This window comes from Actinoplanes sp. NPDC000266 (assembly GCF_042899005.1).
In the GTDB taxonomy this organism is placed as follows: Bacteria; Actinomycetota; Actinomycetes; order Mycobacteriales; family Micromonosporaceae; genus Actinoplanes.
In genome coordinates this window covers 41,394-59,513 of sequence record NZ_JBIAZI010000018.1, presented here as the reverse complement: position 1 = coordinate 59,513, position 18,120 = coordinate 41,394, and the positions used below count along the sequence as shown (strand labels likewise).

At 70.7% G+C, this 18,120-nt stretch carries 17 protein-coding genes; 9 read left to right on the top strand and 8 right to left on the bottom strand.

The annotated features are described in order from the left end of the window. Positions 1–8: 8 nt before the first annotated feature. Complete coding sequence (locus ACFY36_RS47220; RefSeq protein WP_360248122.1) at positions 9–188, bottom strand: hypothetical protein; 180 nt, start codon at positions 186–188, stop codon at positions 9–11. A 343-nt stretch (positions 189–531) separates the two neighbouring features. On the opposite strand from ACFY36_RS47220, the gene ACFY36_RS47215 reads away from it, so the two are divergent. From ACFY36_RS47215 to ACFY36_RS47195, 5 genes are all read left to right on the top strand, one after another. Then, complete coding sequence (locus tag ACFY36_RS47215) at positions 532–1,629, top strand: hypothetical protein (protein ID WP_499752474.1); 1,098 nt, start codon at positions 532–534, stop codon at positions 1,627–1,629. 81 nt (positions 1,630–1,710) lie between these two features. Then, positions 1,711–3,126, top strand: a complete 1,416-nt coding sequence (locus tag ACFY36_RS47210) for a hypothetical protein (RefSeq protein WP_499752473.1) — start codon at positions 1,711–1,713, stop codon at positions 3,124–3,126. 405 nt (positions 3,127–3,531) lie between these two features. Next, complete coding sequence (locus ACFY36_RS47205; protein WP_499752472.1) at positions 3,532–3,933, top strand: hypothetical protein; 402 nt, start codon at positions 3,532–3,534, stop codon at positions 3,931–3,933. Between the two features lie 50 nt (positions 3,934–3,983). Next, a complete protein-coding gene (locus ACFY36_RS47200) occupies positions 3,984–4,361 on the top strand; it encodes an ArsR/SmtB family transcription factor (protein WP_014440216.1) in 378 nt (125 codons plus the stop codon). Positions 4,362–4,466: 105 nt separating this feature from the next. Beyond that, a complete protein-coding gene (locus ACFY36_RS47195) occupies positions 4,467–5,141 on the top strand; it encodes a class II aldolase/adducin family protein (RefSeq protein WP_499752471.1) in 675 nt (224 codons plus the stop codon). A 103-nt stretch (positions 5,142–5,244) separates the two neighbouring features. On the opposite strand, the gene ACFY36_RS47190 is transcribed toward ACFY36_RS47195, so the two are convergent. From ACFY36_RS47190 to ACFY36_RS47170, 5 genes are all read right to left on the bottom strand, one after another. Then, positions 5,245–6,063, bottom strand: coding sequence for a DedA family protein (locus ACFY36_RS47190; protein ID WP_499752470.1), 819 nt, complete (start codon positions 6,061–6,063; stop codon positions 5,245–5,247). A gap of 120 nt (positions 6,064–6,183) precedes the next feature. Beyond that, positions 6,184–8,673: a polynucleotide kinase-phosphatase gene (locus tag ACFY36_RS47185; RefSeq protein ID WP_499752469.1), complete on the bottom strand. Its 2,490-nt coding sequence runs from the start codon at positions 8,671–8,673 to the stop codon at positions 6,184–6,186. Next, on the bottom strand, positions 8,670–10,034 hold the full coding sequence (locus ACFY36_RS47180) for a 3' terminal RNA ribose 2'-O-methyltransferase Hen1 (RefSeq protein ID WP_499752468.1): 1,365 nt from the start codon (positions 10,032–10,034) through the stop codon (positions 8,670–8,672). Before ACFY36_RS47180 ends, ACFY36_RS47185 begins: the two co-directional genes overlap by 4 nt. 46 nt (positions 10,035–10,080) lie before the next feature. After that, on the bottom strand, positions 10,081–10,260 hold the full coding sequence (locus ACFY36_RS47175) for a hypothetical protein (protein WP_499752467.1): 180 nt from the start codon (positions 10,258–10,260) through the stop codon (positions 10,081–10,083). Positions 10,261–10,279: 19 nt separating this feature from the next. Further along, positions 10,280–11,845: a COG1470 family protein gene (locus tag ACFY36_RS47170; RefSeq protein ID WP_499752466.1), complete on the bottom strand. Its 1,566-nt coding sequence runs from the start codon at positions 11,843–11,845 to the stop codon at positions 10,280–10,282. A 159-nt stretch (positions 11,846–12,004) separates the two neighbouring features. Here ACFY36_RS47170 and fbaA point away from each other — a divergent pair, with 159 nt between their 5' ends. Further along, positions 12,005–13,030 carry a class II fructose-bisphosphate aldolase gene (gene fbaA / locus ACFY36_RS47165; RefSeq protein ID WP_499752465.1) on the top strand — a complete coding sequence of 342 codons (1,026 nt, stop codon included), beginning with the start codon at positions 12,005–12,007 and terminating at the stop codon, positions 13,028–13,030. 103 nt (positions 13,031–13,133) lie between these two features. Next, positions 13,134–13,655, top strand: coding sequence for a hypothetical protein (locus ACFY36_RS47160; RefSeq protein WP_499752464.1), 522 nt, complete (start codon positions 13,134–13,136; stop codon positions 13,653–13,655). On the opposite strand, the gene ACFY36_RS47155 is transcribed toward ACFY36_RS47160, so the two are convergent. Continuing rightward, positions 13,627–14,844 carry an LOG family protein gene (locus tag ACFY36_RS47155; protein WP_499752463.1) on the bottom strand — a complete coding sequence of 406 codons (1,218 nt, stop codon included), beginning with the start codon at positions 14,842–14,844 and terminating at the stop codon, positions 13,627–13,629. The genes ACFY36_RS47160 and ACFY36_RS47155 overlap by 29 nt on opposite strands. Between ACFY36_RS47155 and ACFY36_RS47150 the strand changes: the two genes are divergently transcribed. Together ACFY36_RS47150 and ACFY36_RS47145 are read left to right on the top strand one after the other, a co-directional pair. Then, entirely contained in the window at positions 14,843–15,853 is a 1,011-nt protein-coding gene (locus ACFY36_RS47150; protein WP_499752462.1) for an ADP-ribosylglycohydrolase family protein, read from the top strand. The genes ACFY36_RS47155 and ACFY36_RS47150 overlap by 2 nt on opposite strands. Before the next feature lie 43 nt (positions 15,854–15,896). Continuing rightward, positions 15,897–16,319, top strand: a complete 423-nt coding sequence (locus ACFY36_RS47145) for a DUF3151 domain-containing protein (protein WP_499752461.1) — start codon at positions 15,897–15,899, stop codon at positions 16,317–16,319. A gap of 37 nt (positions 16,320–16,356) precedes the next feature. On the opposite strand, the gene ACFY36_RS47140 is transcribed toward ACFY36_RS47145, so the two are convergent. After that, entirely contained in the window at positions 16,357–18,066 is a 1,710-nt protein-coding gene (locus tag ACFY36_RS47140; protein ID WP_499752568.1) for a MinD/ParA family ATP-binding protein, read from the bottom strand. Positions 18,067–18,120 lie beyond the last annotated feature (54 nt).

Sequence of the window (18,120 nt, the reverse complement as noted above, 5' to 3'; positions counted from 1 at the left end):
GTTCTCTTCTAGTCGGTGGCCGTCCGCTGCCGGTAGGCCTGTGTCATCAGGACGTCCGTGACCAGTTGCTCTCCGCCCTCGGCGGGCCAGATGCGGATGCCGTCGCGGTGGAGCTGATATCGCACGTCTGTGAATCGGGTCCGGGTGTCGTCATGGTGAACGACGTCCAGGGTGTCGGCGTGGGGCATGGGACTCACCGGTCCTTAACAGGTCTGAGGCGGCCGCGGTGTGGTCACGCGGCCGGCGTATTGGGACAGGTGCCCTAGGACGGTCTGCCTCGGCCCTCTTCTTCTGGGGCGGGCGACTCGTCCGGGCAGGGGGCGTCGCGGGAGGTCTCTGCTGCCACGTCGGCGCCACGGATGGAAGTGTAGGGGCCGGAATCGACCCGTGTCGCCCCCTGAACGAGCGACCTATTTACGGATATTTCGTCCATCGTCGCCCGATGCTGCCACAGGTTGTCGGCTTCTGTGCCGCTGTCGCGAATATGGCGGCCGACCGATACCGTGAGTGGATCAAGAATTTGGGGGCATTGTGACCGTTCCGAGCTACCCGGCACCCACACCACGGCCGCGCCCGGTCATCGTGACGGTCGCGTCCTATCTGCTCTACCTGGTCGCGGCGATCCAGGTGATCAGCGCCTTCCTCACGTTCTCGGTGTCGGGCCGCATGTCCGACGCGGTCCGTGACGTCTACGCCGGCACCGAGTCCGAGGGCGCCGAAGGCGTCGTGACCGGCATCTTCGTCTTCGGCGGCATCGTCAACCTGCTGATCGGCATCGGCTTCGCCGCGCTGGCTTTCTTCAACAACAAGGGCAAGAACCCGTCCCGCATCGTCACGTGGGCGATCGGCGGCATCGCGATCTGCTGCCTCGGTTTCGGGCTGGGTGGAAACGCCCTGGTCAGCACGATGGAGTCGGCCGGCAACACGGGCTCCACGTGGCAGGACGACGACCTCGACCAGCGCCTCAACGACGCCCTGCCGTCCTGGTACACGCCGACGACCACGGCCCTGACCGTGATCGCCCTGCTGGCCGTCCTGGGCACGGTGATCCTGCTGGCGCTGCCGGCCTCGAACGAGTTCTTCCGCAAGCAGCCGGCCGGGGGCTGGGATCCGTCGGTCGGATATCCGCCATACCCGGGTCAGCAGCCGGGTGGGCAATATCCGGTGTACGGGCAGCAGAACCCCTACCCGCCGTACCCGGGACAGCCGAGCCAGGGCTATCCGGCGCCGGGACATCCGGCCCAGGGTTATCCGGCTCAGGGTTATCCGGCTCAGGGCTATCCGGCGCCGCAGGGTCAGCCGGGGCAGCCGGCTCCGGGGCTTCCGCCCTATCCGGGCCCGGGCCAGTCCACGCCGCCGCCGGCTTCCAGCCCTTCCAGCCCTTCCAGCCCTTCCAGCCCTTCCAGCCCTTCCAGCCCGGAGCCTTCGGCGCCGCCGACGGCCTCCGACCCGTACGCTCCGCCGCCGGCCTCCGATCCCTACGCCCAGCCGCCGGCCGGGCAGGAATCACCGGGCGGGAGCCAGCCGTCGTGGGGCGCTCCGCCGCCGTCGTGGGGCTCGCAGCCGAAGCCGTCGGACGCGGAGGACGAGCAGCCGCCGTCGGACGGGACACAGCCGCCGAAGCCGTGACGTCCCGCTGGACGGGTTCCGCACCGTTCGACGCTCCACGCGGGTAGGTTCGGGCCAACGGATCACCGCGGGGAGTCGTCGATGTCATACCCAGTCCAGCCGCCGCCGATCGCCCTGGCGCCGCCACCCTCGCCGTCGGGCCGCCCGCCCACGGTGACGGTGGCCGCTGTCCTGCTCTGGGTGATGGCCGTGATCGGCCTGATCTATGCGATCACGACCCTGGCCATCGTGCCGGGAACGATCGACCGCTTCCGCGACGTCACGGACAGCCCGCTGCAGTCCTTCACGGGCGACACCGACCTCGACTACTACGTGGCCGTGGTCTGGCTCGGCGCCGCGGTGGCCCTGGCCCTGGCCGTGATCATCTTCGCCTTGTACGTGGTCCTGGGCCTGGCCCTGCGCCGGGGCAGCAACGCCGCGCGGATTACCACGCTGGTGGCCTGCGTCCTGGGCATCCTGGCCGGCGCCGGGAGCGCGCTGACGGTGGCGGTGCAGGGAGGCGGCGACGCGGTGCCCGGTTCGCTGGGCACCCGCCTGACCGAGGCGTACCCGGGTGGTTGGGTCGGCACGAACGCCGCCCTCTCGGTGGCGCAGATCCTCGGCTACGCGGTCGTCGGGGTCCTGATACTGACGGCCCCGCGCGCCTTCTTCCGCAAGCCGGCCGCTTCTTCCGTCCCGCCCGGCGCCTATCCACCCGCGTACGGCGCGCCTTACCCGGGACATCCGGCCACCGCGGGTTACGCTCAGCAGTACGGCCAGGGCTACGACCCCGGTGCCTACGGTCCCGGGTCCCCTTACGCTTCAGGCCCTTCCAGCCCGTACGCCGCCGCGCCCTACCCGCAGTACCCCACCGCGCCCGCCCCGACCGCCCCACCGGACGGAAGCGGCCCGGACTCCCCTTACGCCCGCCCGCCGGCCCCACCCGCCCCCACCACGCCGGCCGAGGCCCCACCCACCGCAACCGTCCAGACCACGCCATCCGCGGCGCCGGGCGCTGCGACCGCCCCCGTCCCGCCGATGCCGTCCGCGACCGCCACCCAGCCGGTGACGTCTGAGACGCCCACCCAGCCCACGGCGTCCTCCGCGCCCGCGGCGCCCGCCCAGCCGTTCGCGCCTGGCGCTACCGCGCCGGCTTCCACGACGCCGGCCCCGCCGCCCGTCCAGCCGTTCGCGCCTGGCGCTGCCGCGCCTGCCTCCGCCAGCCATCCCATCGCTCCGGCCGCGTCTGGCGGTCCCGCTGCGGCTGCCGCTCCGGCGGTCCCGTCGACGGCTGCTGCGTCGACGCCGGGGGGCGTTTCGGCGGCGGCCGGGGAAACGGCTTCGGGCGGTTCGGCTTCTGGTTCCGGGGTGGCTGGTTCCTCCGTACCGAATCCGGCCGAGGTGTCCTCGCCCACCGTTCCTTCCGGACCTTCCGGTGAGGCGAGTGGGGCCGAGTCGGGGAAGCGCGCGACCCCTTCGTCGTCGGATGATGAGTACTGGTCACGTCCGTCGGAGTAGTTACCCGCCAGTCACCCCCCTCATTTTGAGGTGAGGCCCCTCATATTGATGGGCATGGGTCACCCGAACGGGTAACTTTCTCATCCGGCGATGTCCCCCAATCGGCTGTCCGGATAGCGCTTGACCAGCCGGTCGGAGGGTGTTTTTCGCTACATGGGTAAACGTCCGGGCGCACGATTCACAGGAGCTTCCCAGCACCTCGTCCGGGTGATCTGCCGGCCGCACCGGCTGTGACCCAGGACATAGGGGCTTTGAGCTGCGTCGATGTTCTCCGGATGGGGCGAAAGGGACTTGGCCAACAGTAAGGTTTGTTTATAGAGAGACCCAATGTTGTGCGTCAATAGTTCCCTTCGGCACTGCCGGGGCGAAAGGTTCCAGTTTCGTTCCAGCCAGTACGCTCGATACATGCAAGCACGCCACGACCTGCGTAAATTCATCACTGAATTGCCCGTCGCAGAGCGTGGTGCCGTGCTTTCATCGGGTCGTGAACTTCCGGCATCCGGCCGCCCGGTCCGGGAGCTCGCACACGGTGTTGAGATGACGACGGCGAGGTGTGTGCGGACCTTGCTCAAATCGGATCAGTCACCGGAAACAGATCGACGAATTGACAATGTGGGGCGTCTCACTCCCGGGGCGGGGATCGAGACCTCGACACAGATGGGCAGCGACCTGACGGCGGCTGAGGCGTTGCAGGAGGCAGAGACCGAGTTCGGTGCCGGGGTAAAGGTTGATCAGGAGTTCGGGTTACCGGCCATCCTGGATCGACCGTACCGGCGATCGATGTCGGCCTTACGGCCTCGAAGTTAGGCGGTTCGTTCCTGCACCCATGCAGGAGAATCGATGCAGTTGGTGGAAGGATGGAGATCGTGGGAACTGCGTTGGCGGAAATGACAATGCCTCAGATCTCGCCGCTTGCCGGCGAGCCAATTGAACGTGCCGACGCCGAGCGGCTGGCCGGGGTGCTCAAGGCACTGGCCGACCCGGCCCGGCTTCGGCTGCTGAGCCTCATTCAGTCCGCGACGGACGGTGAGGCCTGCGTGTGCGACCTGACCGCTCCGCTCGGTCTGTCTCAGCCGACGGTGAGCCATCACCTTCGGATCCTCACGGAGGCCGGCCTGCTCGAGCGTGAGAAGCGGGGTGTGTGGGCGTACTACCGTCTCGTGCCGACCGCCATCGCGACGATCGCCGATCTTCTGACCCCGCCTCGCAAGCGGGCTACGAAGAAGGCGCGCTGACCGCTTTCGGGACTCGCCTGGCGTCACCGGCATCACGTGGGGCGTGACGCCAGGCCGAAGACCTTCTCCGCCTCAAGTCCACCCCCAGGACCCGAGGAGTAACGGGTGAACTACGTCCACGGCGATCTGCGCGATCAGCTCGCGTTCGTGGGATTCGACGTCATCCAGGCCGGCCTGGTGGCCGGCTCCGGTGGCAACCTGTCCGCGCGCATCCCCGACGAGGACGCCATCTGGGTCACCGCCAGTGGCTCCTGGCTGGGCCGTCTCAGCCGGACTACCTTCGCCGCCGTTCGCGTGTCGGACGGCTCACCCGCGACGATCGGCAACATGCCGCCGCCGCAGTGCGAGCCGACCAGCGAGCTGGCGTTGCACCTCGCGTTGTACAGGGCCCGTCCCGACGTCAACGCCATCATCCATCTGCATCCGCAGACCGCTCTGCTGCTCGACGCGCTGGGCGAGCACATCCGGATCGTCACCACCGACCACGCCTACTACCTGAGGCGTGTCTCCACGGTGCCGTTCCGCATGCCCGGCACGGTCGAACTGGCTTCCTTGACGGCCGCCATGGCCGCCGACGGCACCGACTGCCTGGTCCTGAGCCAGCACGGCTGCGTGGTCCTCGGCGACACGGTCGAGCTGGCCCACAAGCGGGCCCGCAACCTCGAGGAGGCCGCGCAGCTCACGTACCGGGCCCTGGCCGCCGGCCGCCTGGAAAACCTGCGCGACTGCCCCGAGGAGTTCCTGAACCGCCTCTCCGGTTCCACCGCGCTATCCGTCTGACCTGATCCCAGGAGCCCGTCGCCCTCCGGGCTCTCCGCCTGAAACGAATAACGAAAAGACGCCGCCCCAGCCGGGGCGGCGTCTTTTGTGGACTGCGGGTCGGTCAGTTGCGGCGGTGCGAGCGCGGCGGGTAGCGGTCGTCGTTGTCGTCCTCTTCGCGGGCGGCGTCGACCAGGCCGGCGATGCTCGCGGCGGCGACGACGCCGATGGCGGCCGACGGCTCGGGCTCGGCCGAGTCGCCGTTCTTCTTCTTGTGGCGGCGCTCACGCAGGATCTCGATGAAGATCGGCAGCAGCGAGATGAGCACGATGACCGCGACGACCGGGAGGATGTAGCGGTCGATGTGGTCGCCGACGGCGTCGTAGATCTGCTGGGCCAGCGTGTGGCCGATGATGATGATGCCGTCGGTCCAGAGGATGGCGCCGACCACGTTCCAGAGGAAGAACTTCCGGGCCGGCATGCCGAGCGTGCCCGCCACCGGGTTGAGGAAGGTGCGCACGATCGGGATGAAGCGGGCCAGCACGACGGCCTTGGCCGGGCCGAACTTCTCGAAGTAGTACTCCGCCTTCTGGACGTACTCCTTCTTGAACAGCTTCGAGTCGGGCTTGTCGAACATGCGCCGGCCGTACCTGGCGCCGAGCCAGTGGCCGAACTGGGCGCCCACGATGGCGCAGATCGGCGCGCCGATCAGCAGGCCGACGTAGGACAGCTGGGTGCCGTCGCCGAACATCGAGTCGGCCACGGGCGAGGCCGCCACACCGGCCAGGAAGAGAAGCGAGTCGCCGGGGAAGAAGAACCCGACCAGCAGGCCTGTCTCGGCGAACATGATCGCCCACACACCGTACAGACCAAGGGTGTGAATCAGGTCCGCCGGATCCGTCGGATTGAAGGCGAGCTGCTCGCTGAGCGCACGGATGTCCACGAGGAGCCAGGGTACCGGCATCAGCCCATGTGAAACCTGTCCACTTCCTGTGGAGAGGCTTTCCCGGCCGAACGATCGCCCCGCTCACCCGAACGGCCAGGTGAGCGGGGGTGGAGCCGGTCAGAGGCGCGGGTCGACGGGCTCCGACTCCGAGGCCAGGATGGCGAACACCAGCTCGTGGACGCGCCACAGCGGCTCGCCGGCGGCCAGCCGGTCGAGGGCGGCCAGGCCCAGGCCGTGCTCGCGCAGGGCCAGGTTGCGCTTGCGGCCCAGGTTGCGGCGGCGCAGGCGGGCGAGCTGCTCGGGGCGGGTGTACTCCGGGCCGTAGATGATGCGCAGATATTCACGGCCGCGGCACTTCACGCCGGGCTGGACCAGCCGGCCCTTCTCCTCGGTGGCGGTCAGGCCCGGCCACGGCTTGACCACCATGCCCTCGCCACCGGCGGCGGTCAGCGCCAGCCACCACTCGGTGGCCTCCGCCTCGGACGCCGGGTCGGCCAGGTCGACGACGACCCGCCGGGTCGGCGTGAACAGCTCCGGGCCGGCCGCCACCAGCCGGTCGGCCTGGCTCAGGTGCCAGCCGTGGTCACGGTCCGCGTACGAGACGCCGTCGCCGGCCAGCACCGCGAACGGGGCCAGCGTGACGCCCGTGAGGCCGTCGGTCGGCTTCACGTACGAGCGGTAGGCGGCCGAATATCCGTCGATCTCGGCCGATCGCAGCTCCAGCCGCTCGCGCAGCGCGGTCACGTCCAGCCCGCGCGCGGCCGTGCCGGCGAGCACGTCGAGGGCGGCGGGCAGGGCGGCCCGGCCGGCGGCGCCGACCCCCGCGTACCGCTCCCGGATCAGGCCGGCCGCCTTGGCCGACCACGGCAGCAGCTCGGCGTCGATCAGCAGCCAGTCGCGTCCGAGCTCGTCGAAGAGCCCGGCCGCGGCCGCCCGCACCCCGGCCAGCAGCGGCCCGTCCAGTGCCGGGCCGAAGAACGGCCGGCCGGTCCGGGTCCAGATCGCGTCGCCCTCGCCGAGCCGGGACACGCGGACCACGGCCCGCGAGCCCATGTGCTTCTCCTCGCACACGACCTTTTCCACGCCGGCGGCGCGCATGTCGGCGAAGGCGGTCGCCGGATGCTCCAGATATCCGTCCAGCTCCGACGTCGAGCACGGGGCCATGGTCGGCGGCAGCCAGACCAGGGTCGCCGGGTCGAGCGCGAACCGGCTCATCACCTCGAGCGCGGCGGCCGCGTTCTCGGCGGCGATGGTGGCCCGTCCGTACCCGTAGTCGAGGTGACGCCGTCCGGTCACGTCGGTGATGTCGAGTCCCTCGTCCGGCCGGCCGGGCGCGACCAGTGGGCGTACGGGCGCGTAATGCTCCCTCTCGGCCGGCACCGAGACGAGCTCGCGTGACGGCCAGCGCAGCGCGGTCAGCGCGCCACCGAAGACGCAGCCGGTGTCGAGGCAGATGGTGTTGTTGATCCACTCCGGCTTCGGGGTCGGGGTGTGGCCGTAGACGACAGCGGCCGAACCGCGGTAGTCGCGGGCCCACGGGTAGCGGACCGGCAGCCCGTACTCGTCGGTCTCGCCGGTGGTCTCGCCGTACAGCGCGAAGCTGCGCACCCGGCCCGACGTGCGGCCCTGGTACGCCTCCTTGAGCCCGGCATGGGCGACCACGAGCCGGCCGCCGTCGAGCACGTAGTGGCTGACCAGGCCCTCGATGAACGTCTTGGCCCGGGCCACGAACTCCTCGGGCTCGGCCGACAGCTGCTCGAGGGTCTCGGGCAGGCCGTGCGTCAGCTGGACCTTGCGGCCGTTGAGCTTGCGGGCCAGCTTCTGCTCGTGGTTGCCGGGCACGCACAGCGCCGCCCCGTCCGCCACCATGCCCATCACCAGGCGCAGCACCCCCGGCGAGTCGGGTCCGCGGTCGACCAGGTCGCCGACGAAGACGGCCGTACGGCCCTCGGGGTGCGCCGCGGTGACCGGGCGGCCCTCGGAGTCGCGGGTCAGGACGTAACCCAGCCGCTCGAGCAGGGTCTCGAGCTCGGCCCGGCAGCCGTGCACGTCGCCGATGATGTCGAACGGCCCGGTGAGCTCGCGCTTGTCGTTGAACAGCTTCTCGTAGCGGATCGAGGTGGCGGCGATCTCCTCCGGCCCGCGCAGCACGTGGACCTTGCGGAAGCCCTCACGGGCCAGCGAGCCGAGGCTGCGCCGCAGGTCGCGGTGCATCCGGCTGAGGACACGGCGGTCGAACGTACGGTCGGGGCGGGCCTGCGTGCGCTCCCAGGCCAGCGCCTCGGGCACGTCGAGGACGATCGCCACCGGCAGCACGTCGTGCTCCTTGGCCACCCGCACCAGCTCGGCCCGGCCGTGCGGCTGGAGGTTGGTGGCGTCGACGACCGTGAGCCGGCCGGCGGCCAGCCGCTTGCCGGCGATGTAGTGCAGGGCGTCGAAGGCCTCGGCCGAGGCCGACTGGTCGTTCTCGTCGTCGGCCACCAGGCCGCGGAAGAAGTCGGACGACAGCACCTGGGTGGGGCGGAAATGCGTACGGGCGAAGGTCGATTTGCCCGAGCCGGAGATGCCGACCAGGGCGACGAGCGCGAGCTCCGGGAGGTCGATCATGCGGTCACCTCCGTGAAGAGCGCGAGCTGGGTGGGGGAGCCGGTGGCCTCGTCAAGCTCGCCGACTGTCCTGAATGTCACGTTGTATCCGTATGTCTCGGCGGTCCGGGTCGCCCAGTCCTGGAACTCGGCGCGCGTCCACTCGAAGCGATGGTCCGAATGCCGCATGCCGGTCAGGCCCTCGTAATGGACGTTGTATTCGGCGTTGGGCGTGGTCACGACGACGGCGCCGGGGTGCGCGTGGCCGAAGACGCTCGCCTCCAGCGCCGGCAGCCGCGGCACGTCGAGGTGCTCGATGACCTCCATCAGCACCGCCGCGTCGTAGCCGCGCAGCCGGTCGTCGCGATAGGTCAGCGCGGACTGCCACAGCTTGAGACGGCCGCGCTGCCGCTCGGGCAGGCGGTCGAGGCGCAGCTTGCGGGCGGCGATCTCCAGGGCCCGGGCCGACACGTCGGTGCCGACGACCTCGATGTAGCGCCGGTCCTTCATCAGCGCGCCCAGCAGGGCCCCGCCGCCACAGCCGAGGTCGAGCACGCGTGTCGCGCCGACCTCGGTCAGGGCGGCCAGCACGGCGTCGCGGCGCTGCTCGGCGAGCGACTGGCGGCGTACCACCGGAAGCTCGGCCTCCTCCTCGGCCGGCGGCTCCTCGGCTTCCTCGCCCTCGAGCGACTGGAGCGCGGTCGTGGTCAGCGCCCGCTTGTGCGCCAGGTAGCGACGGGCGATCAGCACCTTGTCGGGATGGCCGGCCAGCCAGCCCTCACCGGAGCGCAGCAGCTTCTCGATCTCGTCGGGCGCGACCCAGTAGTGCTTCGCGTCGTCGAGGACGGGCAGGAGGACGTACAGATGGTTGAGGGCCGCGGAGAGCGTCAGCGAACCGCGCAGGGTGAGATCGACGTAGCGGCTGTCGCCGCCGATCTCCGGCTCGAACGGGATTCCGGTGGCCTCGACCTCCCAGCCGAGCGGAGCGAAAAGGCGAGTGGCCAGCTCGGCCGTGCCCCGCAGCACCGGCACGCGGATCTCCAGCGGGATCGGGGTGGCGGCCAGCTCGGGGCGGTCCTTGGAGGCGCCGCGCAGGGCGGAGCGGAAGACCTTGGAGAGGGCGCTGGCGAGCAGACTGGAGGCCGCGTAGGGCCGGTCGTTGACGAACTGGCTCAGCTCGAACGCGTCACGCTGGGCGCGCAGCCGCTGCGGATCGACGTCCAGCATCAGCGCGGCCGTGCACCGCTCGTCGCCCACCTCGGAGTACATGACGTACGCCGTACCGGTGGGCACGTCGAACGAATGCACCTTGCCGGGGTGCTTGACCAGCAGATATCCGAGATCGGTGGCCGGGCGGTGAGTGGTCGTGACAGTGAGCAGCACGCCCGTAATGATGGGCCGCCGAAACGATCAAGAGCGAACCATTAATTCAGCGGTACTCGTCCTCCAGCCGTACGGACCGGCTCTGCTCCTGCGCGTCCCACTCCGGCGTCTCGTCGCCCAGCGCGGGCGACGGGTCGTCGCTGTCGTCGTCGAGGAAGGCGTCGGTCGCCTGCTCCGCGGCGTCCGCCTCGGGAGCTTCGAGATCGTCGCTGCCTGGATACGTCATCACGCGCTTCCTTCCGCCGTCATCCGGGCCACCTTTCCCCCACAGCATGCGCGCAAACAGCCGACCGACGACGCCGTACGGCCAGGAGCAGCCCCACCGCGACGAGCGCGGCACCGGCGCCGGCGGCCCACAGCTCCCCCGGCCCGGTGATCGGCAGGGCACACCGCGCGCCCGGAACGGTCACCGTGATCGCGGCGGTGCCGTCGTCGCGCCGCCCCGCCCGCCAAGCGTTGATCTCCGGCTGGACATCGGTGACCTCGACCGAGCCGGCGTCGCCGCAGGGCTTCTCGGTCTCGACCGTGAAGGCGAACATCTGCCGCTGTCCCGGCCCCAGGGCTTCCCTGTCCGCGCAGACGTAAAGTCCTGGTTCCTCCTTGTCCCAGCATCGTTCGTCGACTTCGACCGGTTCGACGTTGCCGGGCAGGCGCACGACGGACAGGAGGGTGTTGTTCGGATAGAGATCGGGCTGGAGCCGTCCCGGCCCGCGCCAGAGCGCCCCGGCGCCGATCGTCAGCCGGTCGCCGACCGCCGAGCTCGGATGGGCGCCGACGGCCACAGCACGCCGCTTCAGGGATCCGGTCACGGTCAGCGTCACGCCCGCGTAGTCGTTCTCCGGCTGCACGTCCGACTGCGGGGCCGCCTGCGCGGCGACCAGTTCCTCGAGGGTGAGCGGAGCGCCCGTGCCGGGCTCGCCCGGCTCGTCCCACAGGTTGCTCTCGGCGATGGCTTCGAAGTCGGTGGGGGTGAACCACTGGTGCATGAGATCGGACTGGCTCCCGGCCGCCGAGTCGGCCGGTGGCCGCAGCGTGAGCGGCGCCGACGTCCGATAGGTCCGGCCGGGTCGCAGGGGCTCGTCGAAGGTGCAGACGATCTGATCCTCGGTGTAGCGGCAGTTGCTGAATGAGGACTTCTCGAGCAGGCGGCCGTCGGCGTGGAGATAGAGGACCGCCCCTTCGACGGCCTTCGAGCCGGAGTTGCGGACCTTCGGGGTGACCTTGGCCCGGCTGCCGGGCCGCGCGCTGACGTCCTGGTGGGCGCCCGCGTCCAGATCGACCGCCTCACCCACCCTGATCTCGGCACGGGTCGTGCGGGCCGGCCCGTCGCCGATCCGGGCCGTCAGCTCGATCTCCGCGGTGTCGCCGGTCTCCACCTTCGCCCTCGGTCTCGCGATCAGCGCCGCGACGGGCAGGGTCCCGTCGGCGAAGAAGGCGTCCGTCCAGACGCATTCGATCACCGGCCCGGTCGCCCGGCAGGGGCCGTCGGGAGCCGTGCTGACCACGTCGTCGACCTCGTCGGCGACGGTGCCGGCGGCGGTCGTTCCGAAGTTCGTCAGGGAGAGGTCGAATTCCGCCAGCTTCTCAGCGTTGCCGAGGTCCAAGGAGAGCGCCACACGGTGGGTGTCGTCCTCGGCGATGTTCTCCGCGCGCAACCACAGCAGGGTGCCTCGCACCGGGCCGCCCGGCGCCACCGTGATCCGGCCGAGGTGCGCCTCGGCGGTGGGGGTCGCCGGGGCGGCCGAGGCCGGTGTGGCCGGTAGCAGCACGAGGAGCAGCGCGGCCGCCGCTCGGCCGATGATCATTGGCATGGTCGAAGACTAAATGGGCGTATTGCGGCGATGTGCCGGAATCTATGGAGAGTTACGGGGTCATTTCTGATCGGCCGGGCGGCTACGGAATACTGCCTGTTGGAGGACAGCGCGGTCCTGCCCTCTGTCTCCCGAACGCAAAGAGCAAGGAGCGCACCGATGCCCATCGCTTCTCCCGAGGTCTACGCCGAGATGCTGGACCGGGCCAAGGCGGGCGCGTTCGCGTACCCGGCGATCAACGTGACGTCCTCGCAGACCCTCAACGCGGCCCTCCAGGGCTTCGCCGAGGCGGGCAGCGACGGCATCATCCAGATCTCCACCGGTGGCGCCGAGTACGTGTCGGGTCCGACGGTCAAGAACATGATCACCGGTGCCGTGGCGCTGGCCGAGTTCGCGACCGAGGTGGCCAAGAACTACCCGATCAACATCGCGCTGCACACCGACCACTGCCCCAAGGACAAGCTCGACAAGTACGTCCGCCCGCTGCTGGCCCTCAGCAAGGAGCGCGTCGCCAACGGGCAGGCCCCGCTCTTCCAGTCGCACATGTGGGACGGCTCGGCCGTGCCGGTCGACGAGAACCTCCAGATCGCCGAGGAGCTCCTCAAGGACGCCGCGGCCGCGCACATCATCCTCGAGATCGAGGTCGGCGTGGTCGGTGGCGAGGAGGACGGCGTCTCGGCCGCGATCGACGACAAGCTCTACTCGACCGTCGAGGACGGCCTGGCCACCGCCGCCGCCCTGGGCCTGGGCGAGAAGGGCCGCTACATGACGGCCCTGACCTTCGGCAACGTGCACGGCGTCTACAAGCCGGGCAACGTCAAGCTGCGCCCCGAGATCCTCAAGGAGATCCAGGACGCGGTCGGCGCCAAGTACGGCAAGGAGAAGCCGTTCGACCTGGTCTTCCACGGCGGCTCGGGCTCGCTGCTCTCGGAGATCCACGGCGCTCTGGACTTCGGCGTGGTCAAGATGAACATCGACACCGACACGCAGTACGCGTTCACGCGCCCCGTCGTCGAGCACATGTTCAAGAACTACGACGGCGTTCTGAAGATCGACGGCGAGGTCGGCAACAAGAAGGCGTACGACCCGCGCGCCTGGGGCAAGCTGGCCGAGAACGGTCTGGCCAAGCGCGTCGTCGAGGCGTGCGAGCACCTGCGCTCGGTGGGCACCACTCTCTCGAAGTAATCGAAAGATGACAGCCGGTCCCTCTTGAGGGGCCGGCTGTTTTCTCTTTCTGGCAGGTTACTGAGAGGTATGTATACGATCGTCGTCCCCCGGGAGGTGGATCATGATCGTGCTTGGGATTCAGGGCTATGAGCCCACGTGGCACCATGACGCCGAGGCCCTGGCGGCCGTTCACCGGACCAGGTTTGTGCGGCTCATCGGCAAGAAACTGCGCTCCAGCTGGCTGATGTGGGACATCGCCGAGCGCGGCTGGTTCGCCGACGGACCGGTGATCCTCGACTTTGGAGTGACGAGAGTCGAGATAACCCATCGTAAATTCGATGAGTGCGCGATCACCTGGGACCAGATCGACCTGAACAACCCGATCGACTGGTACGAGCACTTCGACTGGCGCCCCGACCCGCACGCGGCCCTGCGCGCGGCCCGGGGCCAGCGCCTGCGCTCGGTCAACATCATCGAGCTGGTCACGACCGCCGAGTGGCGGCCCCGGGTGCTGCACGCCGTCGAGTTCCTCTTCGAGGAGGCACGCCTCGCCGTCTACAACGCGATGGACGAGAACGGCCTCACCGACGTACCGGAAAAAGATCTCCCGGTGACTAACTGGCGGCGTGTGCACGTGGCGTGAGCGCCTTCATCGCCACGTCCAGCGAGTCGGTGACCACCACCAGGTGCGACTGGTCGCCGTGCGGGCTCTTCGCCAGCAACGGGCGCAGCAGCGCCTCGACCGGCAGCTCACGCCAGTGGTCGACGCCGAGGAAGACGAACGCGCCGGACGGCCCGTCGGTCTGGTAGAAGGTCTTCGTGGCCGCCTGGAAGATCTCCTGGACCGTGCCCGCCCACCCCGGCGCGAAGACGATGCCGCCACGGGAGAGCCGCAGGATCGAGTCCTCGCGGACGGCGTTCGAGAAGTACTTGCCGATCTGACCGGCGAAGAGGTTGGCCGGCTCGTGACCGTACAGCCACGTCGGCAGGGCCAGGCCGCCGTGCCGCAGGCGCCCGACCACGTCGGCCACCGCCTTCGGCGGCGCCGGGAACCTCTTGCGGACGGCCAGAGCGGCCGCCGTGTACGGGTCGTGGTCGGCGAAGTGCGGCGCCGCCGACAAGTCGTCGATCGCCTGCATGAGCTGGGGCGCGGGGCGGGCCGCGAAGTACGCCCCGAGGTTCGCCGCCTCCATCACGCCCGGCCCGCCGCCGGTCACCACCAGCCGTCCCAGCGACGCGAGCCGCCAGGCCAGCGTGGCCGCCATCCGGTACGCCTGCGATCCGCGCGGCGCCGCGTGCCCGCCCATGATCCCGACCGCGCCCTCGACGCCGCGCCCGTGCACCCAGGCCGCGAGCGCCTTGCCCAGCGCGTTGTCGACGCCGGCGTCGTGCAGCCGTTGCGCGATCGCCTCGCGGATGTCCGGTGAGGCGCCGCCGTGCGCGACGAAATGGTCGTACACCTGGGTGTCGTACATGCCGGCGAAGCCACCCTCGGCGAAGCCGAACGAGAGGTCCTCGGGCGTGTAGAGGTTGGCCGGGTGGGTCGGATAGGGCCGCGCGTCGAACGGCGGCACCAGGTGGGCGCCGCGCCGGATGAGATCGATCTCGACGTCGTCGCTCGCCAGCCGGCAGCCGATGAACAGCGCGCCCGCCACCTCGACCTCGCTCAGATCGGGCGGATCGAGATCGAGGCGCAGCCCGAGGATCACCAGGCCGGCCAGGGACTTCTTGGCGAGATGGACGTCGAGCTCGGCCCGCGACTCGATCTCGTTGACCGTGGCGTCGAAGGGAACGTCGCCGCCGAAGACGGGCTGAAGGGGATCGCCGACCATGCCCCGTAGGGTAGCCACCGTGCGAAACGCAGCGGGATCGCTCTTCGGCCTGGCGTACGGCGACGCGCTCGGCAAGCCGACGGAATTCCAGGACTACAAGACCATTATCGCGGCGTACGGCCCGGAGGGCCCCCGTGAGCTGAAAGGTGACCCGGCGCTGGTCACCGACGACACGCAGATGGCGCTCGCGGTCGGCGAGGCGATCCTCGCGGCCCCGGAATTCACCGCCGCCGCGCTCGAGCCGGAGCTGCGCCGGGCGTTCCTGGCCTGGGCGGTCAGCCCCGACAACAACCGCGCGCCCGGGATGACCTGCCTGCGGGCCTGCGCCGCGCTGGAAGCGGGCGGGCCGTGGCAGCGGGCGACCCAGGCCGGGTCGAAGGGCTGCGGGGCCAACATGCGGGTCACGCCGGTCGGCCTGGTGCCCGGCCTGACCGACGACCAGCGGGCGGGCGCGGCTCAGTTGCAGGCCGGCCTTACGCACGGCCATCCCACGGGCCTGGCGGCGAGCGAGCTGACGGCGTACGCGGTGAGGTGGCTGGCCGACGGCATGGCGCCGGCCGGCCTGCTCGGCGCGCTGCGCGAGCGGTGCGACAGCCAGCGGAAGGTCTACCGCGAACAGTGGCTCGGCGACCTCTGGCAGCAGCCAGGGGTCGACTCGCCGGAGGAGTTCATCGCCCGCGGCTGGGACGAGACCGCCGTCGCGCTCGACCGGGTCGCGGCCGCGCTCGCGGCGGGCCGCTTCGCCGGTGACCCGTGCCTGGCCACCGGCGAGGGCTGGATCGCCGAGGAGGCGCTGGCCACAGCCCTATACTGCTACCTGATCTCGCCCGAGGAGCCGGTGGCCGTGCTGGGCCGGGGCGCGGCGTCGTCCGGCGACTCCGACTCCATCGCCTGCCTCGCCGGGGCCTTCGCGGGCGCGGCGCTGGGCATGGCGGCGTGGCCGGCGGGCTGGAACCAGCGGATCGAGTACGCCGCCCGGCTGAGCCGCCTGGCCGACGCCTGGGACTGAGCCCGGACGGAATGAGAATGGGCCGGACCGGTTGAATAAGGGCATGCAGAACCTCCTTCCCGAGCCGCCGGCCACCCTGCTGCCCGCCGACGAGCAGGCCGACAAGGCCCTGGCCGAGGCCGCCGAGCGCGGCACCGCCGACGCGTACAAGGCGGTGGCCGCCGCCCACCCCGCCTACAGCGGAGGCTGGGCCGCGCTGGCCGCCGACGCGCTGGCCGCCGGTGAGCCCGTCACCGCGTACGCCTACGCCCGCACCGGATATCACCGCGGCCTCGACGCGCTGCGCCGCAACGGTTGGAAGGGCCACGGCCCGGTCCCGTGGGCGCACGCGCCCAACCAGGGCTTCCTGCGCTGCCTGCACAGCCTGTCCATCGCCGCCGCCGAGATCGGCGAGGCCGACGAGGCCGCCCGCTGCGCCCAGTTCCTGCGCGACAGCGACCCGGCCGCGGCCGACGCCCTGTCCTGAGACCCGGTTCTGACCGGTCGCCCGTGATGGCGGCCGGTCAGAGGCCCTCGGCCACCGCGGCGGCGATCTTCAGCCAGGCGTCGCGGGTGTTGCCGGAGAGCTGGCCGTAGCGGAGCGGCTCGCCCGAGTCGATCAGCTTCTCGTACGGGGCCAGCAGGACCGCCCTCGTCCGGGCGGCGAAGTGGCGCTGGATCGCCGGCAGGTCGATGTCCTTGCGGGTGGGTGGCATCGACACGACGCTGATGGCCTGGCGGACCAGGCGCTGCCGGCCGGTCTGCTCCAGGTGGTCGAGCATGCGGGCCGCGGTCTCGGCCGAGTCGTTACGGGCCGACATGGTGATCACCAGCTGGTCGGTGGCGTCCATGGCGGCCTGCCAGTTCTGCGCCCTCACGTTGTTGCCGGTGTCCACAAAGATCAGTTTGTAGAACCGGCTCACGATCTCGCGGATCTCGGCGAAGGCGTCGGCCGTGAGCATCTCGCCCGCCGTGGCCGACTCGTCCGAGGCGAGCACGTCGAACATGCCCTCGCCCTGGGCCCGGACGTACTGCGACAGGTCGCCGACGCGGCCGTGCGCGCCGCGGAACAGATGCAGGTCGCGCATCATGTCGCGGACCGTACGGGCGTGGAAGTCCTGCTGGGCCCGCATGCCCAGGGTGCCCTGCGTCTCGTTGTTGTCCCAGGCCAGCACATATCCGCCGCGTTTCTGGCCGAAGGTCATCGCGAGCAGCAGCACGGCGACCGTCTTGCCGGCGCCGCCCTTGGGGTTGACCACGGTGACCTGGCGCAGCCCGCCGAAGTTGCGGCGGACCATCTCCACGTCCTGCTTGCGCTCCACCTCGCGCCGGCCCGGCGACAGCTTGGCCAGGCCGCCGGTGATGTTGTTGACCGCGCCGCGCACGCCCACCTTGGCGATCGGCTCGGGCGGCTTGGCCAGCCGGCGCCGGGCGAACTCCTCGGCCGTCGGCGTGCCGTCGGAGACCCACGGCAGATCCTGGAACGGATCGGTGGGCGGTGGGCTCGGCGCCTGCGGGTGTGCCGGCGGCTGTACCTGCGGATGGGCTTGGTACATCTGCGGATGCGGCTGCTGCGGGAACGCCCGCGGATCGACGCTCGGCGGATAGGGACCGGGAGGCGGCGGCGGTGGCGTCGCATGCGCCCGAGGACCAGGTGCCTGCGGGCCCGGGGCCGGAGCGGCGGCATCCTGCTGGGCGGGCGGCGGGGGCACGGACGCCGAGCCCATGGCGGGCGGCGCGGTCGCCGGCTCAGGGGAAACAGTCGGCGGCGTGGGCCTCTGCGGCGGCTGCGACCAGGGCGAATCCGGCGAAGTGTGCACACCGGACTCTTCCTCGTCGGGTGCGCCGCTGCCAGAAGCGGGAGCCGAGGGTGGCGGCGGAGAATGGGGTGCTGGGGACTGCGGCGGCGGGGGAGCGCCGGGCTCGGTCTCGGGCCAGGCCCGGGTCGGCTGAGGTGCGGGCACACCGTTCGTCCGCTGGACCGGGACCGGTGGCTGGCCGTGTTGAGGGGCCGCCGCGGCGTACGGCTGCGAGACCGGAATGGCGGGCGGCGGGGGCACCGGCACGCGATCGCCGGGGCGGTAGACGCCGGCGGGCGGCACGGGCACGGGTGGCGGCGTGTCGTGCGGGACCGGGCGGCCGTGTACCGGGGCCTCCAGCTCTTCCGCCTCCCACAGCGGCTCGACGTCCCTGTCCGGGGGTGCGTAGACGCGGTCAGCGCCTTCGTCCTCCACCGATGCCACGGATGCAACCCTCCCCGGTTGGTCCTACATTTTCAGACTCGCACA

What these genes read in the sequence shown, in the direction of transcription:
- ACFY36_RS47160 (WP_499752464.1), top strand. Translation starts at nt 13,134, where the DNA reads ATGATCGTGCTTGGGATTCAGGGCTATGAGCCCACGTGGCACCATGAC.
- ACFY36_RS47205 (WP_499752472.1), top strand. Translation starts at nt 3,532, where the DNA reads ATGCAAGCACGCCACGACCTGCGTAAATTCATCACTGAATTGCCCGTC.
- fbaA (WP_499752465.1), top strand. Translation starts at nt 12,005, where the DNA reads ATGCCCATCGCTTCTCCCGAGGTCTACGCCGAGATGCTGGACCGGGCC.
- ACFY36_RS47170 (WP_499752466.1), bottom strand. Translation starts at nt 11,845, where the DNA reads ATGCCAATGATCATCGGCCGAGCGGCGGCCGCGCTGCTCCTCGTGCTG.
- ACFY36_RS47200 (WP_014440216.1), top strand. Translation starts at nt 3,984, where the DNA reads ATGGAGATCGTGGGAACTGCGTTGGCGGAAATGACAATGCCTCAGATC.
- ACFY36_RS47150 (WP_499752462.1), top strand. Translation starts at nt 14,843, where the DNA reads ATGCCCCGTAGGGTAGCCACCGTGCGAAACGCAGCGGGATCGCTCTTC.
- ACFY36_RS47155 (WP_499752463.1), bottom strand. Translation starts at nt 14,844, where the DNA reads ATGGTCGGCGATCCCCTTCAGCCCGTCTTCGGCGGCGACGTTCCCTTC.
- ACFY36_RS47185 (WP_499752469.1), bottom strand. Translation starts at nt 8,673, where the DNA reads ATGATCGACCTCCCGGAGCTCGCGCTCGTCGCCCTGGTCGGCATCTCC.
- ACFY36_RS47175 (WP_499752467.1), bottom strand. Translation starts at nt 10,260, where the DNA reads ATGACGTATCCAGGCAGCGACGATCTCGAAGCTCCCGAGGCGGACGCC.
- ACFY36_RS47210 (WP_499752473.1), top strand. Translation starts at nt 1,711, where the DNA reads ATGTCATACCCAGTCCAGCCGCCGCCGATCGCCCTGGCGCCGCCACCC.
- ACFY36_RS47145 (WP_499752461.1), top strand. Translation starts at nt 15,897, where the DNA reads ATGCAGAACCTCCTTCCCGAGCCGCCGGCCACCCTGCTGCCCGCCGAC.
- ACFY36_RS47220 (WP_360248122.1), bottom strand. Translation starts at nt 188, where the DNA reads ATGCCCCACGCCGACACCCTGGACGTCGTTCACCATGACGACACCCGG.